The sequence below is a fragment of the Mycobacterium helveticum genome, from assembly GCF_007714205.1.
Taxonomy (GTDB): Bacteria; Actinomycetota; Actinomycetes; order Mycobacteriales; family Mycobacteriaceae; genus Mycobacterium; species Mycobacterium helveticum.
Window position 1 is genome coordinate 1 of record NZ_VMQU01000218.1, and the last position, 4405, is coordinate 4405.

Annotated in this window: 5 protein-coding genes and 1 pseudogene; all 6 read left to right on the top strand. The window is 70.0% G+C overall.

What is annotated here, in order from left to right; all coding sequences use genetic code 11:
- Positions 1-87 precede the first annotated feature (87 nt).
- A pseudogene (locus tag FPZ47_RS26610) lies at positions 88-1774 on the top strand (glycosyltransferase family 87 protein); the annotation flags it as partial.
- The gene (locus FPZ47_RS26615; RefSeq protein ID WP_144957137.1) at positions 1731-2372 is read left to right on the top strand and encodes a DJ-1/PfpI family protein; all 642 of its coding nucleotides are present in this window, start codon (positions 1731-1733) and stop codon (positions 2370-2372) included. The pseudogene FPZ47_RS26610 and the gene FPZ47_RS26615, both read left to right, overlap by 44 nt.
- Positions 2373-2504: 132 nt before the next feature.
- A complete protein-coding gene (gene rpsF, locus FPZ47_RS26620) occupies positions 2505-2795 on the top strand; it encodes a 30S ribosomal protein S6 (RefSeq protein WP_144957140.1) in 291 nt (96 codons plus the stop codon).
- Between the two features lie 116 nt (positions 2796-2911).
- The gene (locus tag FPZ47_RS26625; RefSeq protein WP_144957143.1) at positions 2912-3457 is read left to right on the top strand and encodes a single-stranded DNA-binding protein; all 546 of its coding nucleotides are present in this window, start codon (positions 2912-2914) and stop codon (positions 3455-3457) included.
- A gap of 42 nt (positions 3458-3499) precedes the next feature.
- Positions 3500-3754 carry a 30S ribosomal protein S18 gene (rpsR, locus tag FPZ47_RS26630; protein WP_144957146.1) on the top strand — a complete coding sequence of 85 codons (255 nt, stop codon included), beginning with the start codon at positions 3500-3502 and terminating at the stop codon, positions 3752-3754.
- 32 nt (positions 3755-3786) lie between these two features.
- Positions 3787-4245, top strand: a complete 459-nt coding sequence (rplI, locus tag FPZ47_RS26635; RefSeq protein WP_144957149.1) for a 50S ribosomal protein L9 — start codon at positions 3787-3789, stop codon at positions 4243-4245.
- Positions 4246-4405: the final 160 nt, after the last annotated feature.

The window sequence follows — 4405 nt, forward strand, 5'->3', positions numbered from 1 at the left end:
CACCACGATTCCCCTCGGGCCCCCGCCGCCCGAGAACGCACCGGGCGGCGCCCCGCCGGGTGGCCCGCAAGCTCCGACTCCGCCACCGTGACCGGGGCCGCGGAGCAGAGCGCCACCATTTCGCCGGCGCCGCTGGCCGCCGACCGGCGCAGCCTGGACACCCGCGATTGCCCCAGCCGCACCGACTTTCTGGGGGCAGCCTTCGCCGACGCCGTCGGGGGGCCGGTGGGCCGACATGCGCTGATCGGGCGCACCCGGCTGATGACCCCGCTGCGGGTGATGTTCGTGATCGCACTGGCGTTTCTGGCGCTGGGCTATTCGACGAAGGCGGCGTGCCTGCAGAGCCACGGCACCGGGCCGGGGGATCAGCGGGTGGCCAACTGGGACAACCAGCGCGCCTACTACGAGCTGTGCTACTCCGACACGGTGCCGCTCTACGGCGCGGAGTTGTTGAACCAGGGCGAGTTTCCGTACAAGTCGAGCTGGGTCGAAACCGACGCCGGTGGCGCGCCGCAGCTGCAGTACGACGGTCGCCCCGCGGTGCGGTACATGGAGTATCCGGTGCTGACCGGGCTGTACCAGTACGCGTCGATGGCGCTGGCCAAGACCTACACCGCGCTCAGCAAGCTGGTGCCGCTGCCGGTGGTCGCCGAGGTGGTGATGTTCTTCGACGTCGCGGCCTTCGGCCTGGCGCTGGCCTGGCTGGCGACCGTCTGGGCGACCGCGGGCCTGGCCGGACGCCGGATTTGGGACGCGGCCCTGGTGGCCGCCTCGCCGCTGGTCATCTTTCAGATTTTCACCAACTTCGACTCCCTGGCAACGGGTTTGGCGATGGCCGGGCTGCTGGCGTGGGCGCGGCGACGACCGGTGCTCGCCGGGGTGCTGATCGGGCTGGGCGCCGCGGCCAAGATGTATCCGCTGTTGTTCCTGGGCCCGATGCTGGTGCTGGGAATCCGGACGGGGCGCCTCGGCGCGTGGGCCCGTACGGCCGCGACGGCCGCGTCGACGTGGTTGCTGGTGAATCTGCCGGTGCTGGTGCTGTTTCCGCGCGGCTGGTCGGAGTTCTTCCGGCTCAACACCCGCCGCGGCGATGACATGGATTCGCTGTACACCGTGGTGAAGTCGTTCACCGGGTGGCGCGGCTTCGATCCCCGCCTCGGTTTCTGGCAGCCGCCCACGGTGCTCAACGCCGTGGTCGCGGTGTCGTTCGCCACGTGTTGCGCGGCAATCGCCTACGTCGTGCTCACCGCTCCCCGGCGGCCGCGAGTGGCGCAGCTGACGTTCTTGGTGGTGGCGGTGTTCCTGCTGACCAACAAGGTGTGGAGCCCGCAGTTTTCGCTGTGGCTGGTGCCGCTGGCGGTGTTGGCGTTGCCGCACCGGCGGATCCTGCTGGCGTGGATGACCATCGACGCGCTGGTCTGGGTGCCGCGGATGTATTACCTGTACTCCGAGCCGAACCGGTCGCTGCCGCAGCAGTTCTTCACCACGGCGGTGCTGCTGCGCGACGTCGCGGTGCTCGCGTTGTGCGCGTTGGTCGTCCGGCAGATCTACCGGCCCGACGAGGATCTGGTGCGCATGCGTGGGCGTCTGGACGACCCCGGCGGCGGGCCGTTCGACCGGGCTCCCGACGCCCCGCCCGGCTGGCTTCCGCAGTGGCTGCGCCCGGCCGGGCGACGACGGTCGACGGCGACGGCGGAGACTGACACCGCAGCGGCGATCCGGAGGCAGGCATGACGCAAGTCGCGATCCCGTTGTTCCCCCGGTTCACCGCGCTCGACGCGGTGGGGCCCTACGAGGTGCTGCAACGCATCCCGTCGATCGACATCGTGTTCGTCGGGCACCGGCGCGGTGAGGTGCGGACGGAAAACGGGATGCTCGGCTTCACCTGTGACGCGACCTTCGACGAGGTCGCGGCGCCCGATGTGGTCGTGTTCCCCGGCGGCGTGGGAACCCGCCAACTCATTCACGACGAGACGGTGCGCGGCTGGCTGCAGTCGGTGCACCAAAACACCACGCTGACGACGTCGGTGTGCACGGGCGCGTTGGTGCTGGCTTCCGCGGGCCTGCTCGACGGGCTGACCGCGACCACCCATTGGGGCGCGGCCGACGTGCTCAACGGGTTGGGCGGCAGCTATGTGGCCGAACGCGTCGTCGAGCACCTGCCGCAGCGGATCATCACCGCCGCGGGGGTGTCCAGCGGCATCGACATGGCCCTGCGGCTGGTCGAACTGCTCGTCGACCGCGAGGCCGCGGAGGCCGCGCAGCTGCTCATCGAGTATGACCCGCCGCCGCCGTTCGACTCGGGTTCGCTCGCCAAGGCCGACGAGGCCACGATGGCCAGGGCCGCGGAGTACGTGCGCTTCCGGGAGTGAGCGCGGGCCCGAGTGCCCGGATTTCCCGGGGCCGCCCGCCGTCCGGTACCCTGGGGCGGTTGCCGACGCAGGCGACTCTCCTGCCACGGATCGACCGTGGCCGTACAGACCAGAGGAGGTGGTGAGGTTTCCATGCGTCCATACGAAATCATGGTCATTCTTGACCCCACGCTCGACGAACGCACCGTAGCCCCGTCGCTGGAGACGTTCCTCAACGTCATCCGCAAGGACGGGGGCACTGTCGACAAGGTCGACATCTGGGGCCGGCGCCGGCTGGCCTACGAGATCGCCAAGCACGCCGAGGGCATCTACGCCGTCATCGACGTGAAGGCGGCGCCGGCGACGGTGTCCGAACTCGACCGCCAGCTGAGCCTCAACGAGTCGGTGCTGCGCACCAAGGTGATGCGCACCGACAAGCACTGACCCGGCGAACACTGACCCGGCGAACACTGACTGTTCGCCGTCGGTGCGGCTGCGTAGGCTTCGCGAGAACATGCTCATGACATCGACCGTTGCAGCAGCGGACCCAGGAGGAAATTGTGGCTGGTGACACCACCATCACCGTCGTCGGAAACCTGACCGCTGACCCCGAGTTGCGGTTCACGCCCTCGGGGGCCGCCGTCGCGAACTTCACCGTGGCGTCGACGCCCCGGATCTATGACCGTCAGAGCGGGGAGTGGAAGGACGGCGAGGCGCTGTTCCTGCGGTGCAACATCTGGCGGGAGGCCGCCGAGAACGTGGCCGAGAGCCTGACCCGCGGGGCCCGCGTGATCGTCACCGGGCGGCTCAAGCAGCGGTCCTTCGAGACGCGCGAGGGCGAGAAGCGCACCGTGGTCGAGGTCGAGGTCGATGAGATCGGGCCGTCGCTGCGCTACGCCACCGCCAAGGTCAACAAGGCCAGCCGCAGTGGCGGCGGGGGCGGTGGCTTCGGCAGCGGCAGCGGTAGCGGCGGTGGCGGCGCTGGTGGTGGCGGCGGATCGCGCCAGTCGGCCCCGCAGGCGGGCGGCGCACCGGCCGACGATCCTTGGGGCAGCGCACCGGCGTCGGGCTCCTTCGGCGGCGGTGACGACGAACCGCCCTTCTAGAACACGTGAACTTCACCCACGAGAACGGAAAGAACAACACACATGGCCAAGTCCAGTAAGCGGCGCCCGGCTCCGGAGAAGCCGGTCAAGGCACGCAAGTGCGTCTTCTGCTCGAAGAAGGGCCAGCAGATCGACTACAAGGACACCACGCTGTTGCGCACCTACATCAGCGAGCGCGGCAAGATCCGGGCGCGCCGGGTAACCGGCAACTGCGTGCAGCACCAGCGCGACATCGCGATCGCGGTGAAGAATGCCCGCGAGGTCGCGCTGCTGCCCTTCACCTCCACGGCGCGATAAGCGCCGGACGCTCAACCGAAAGTACGAAGACGATGAAGCTGATTCTGACGGCTGACGTTGACCACCTCGGGACCGTCGGTGACACGGTCGAGGTCAAGGACGGGTACGGCCGCAACTTCCTGCTCCCGCGCGGGCTGGCGATCGTCGCCTCGCGCGGCGCCCAGAAGCAGGCCGACGAGATCCGCCGCGCCCGCGAGACCAAGATGGTGCGCGACCGTGAGCACGCCGACGAACTGAAGTCCGCGATCGCCGCGCTGGGCTCCGTCTCGCTGCCGGTGAAGACCGCAGCCGACTCCGGCAAGCTGTTCGGCTCGGTGACCGCCGGCGACGTGGTCGCGGCCATCAAGAAGGCCGGCGGCCCCAACCTGGACCGCCGGATCGTCCGGTTGCCCAAATCGCACATCAAGGCCGTCGGCACCCACCGGGTGTCGGTGCACCTGCACCCCGAGGTCGACGTCGACGTCGCACTCGAGGTCGTCGCGCAGGGCTAACTCCACCACTTTTGCCTGCCTCCGGGGGGGGGCCCGCCCCCCCCCCCCCCCCGGGGGGGGGGGGCCCCCGGGGGGGGCCCCCCCCACGACGCCGCCCGCGTCCAGCCGTGCGCGCGGACCCGCGACCTGCGCGTGCTGGGGGTGGCGCAGCCGCTGGCCT

Excerpts from the sequence above, each read along its gene's own strand:
- FPZ47_RS26615 (WP_144957137.1), top strand. The coding sequence starts at position 1,731 with ATGACGCAAGTCGCGATCCCGTTGTTCCCCCGGTTCACCGCGCTCGAC.
- rpsF (WP_144957140.1), top strand. The coding sequence starts at position 2,505 with ATGCGTCCATACGAAATCATGGTCATTCTTGACCCCACGCTCGACGAA.
- rpsR (WP_144957146.1), top strand. The coding sequence starts at position 3,500 with ATGGCCAAGTCCAGTAAGCGGCGCCCGGCTCCGGAGAAGCCGGTCAAG.
- rplI (WP_144957149.1), top strand. The coding sequence starts at position 3,787 with ATGAAGCTGATTCTGACGGCTGACGTTGACCACCTCGGGACCGTCGGT.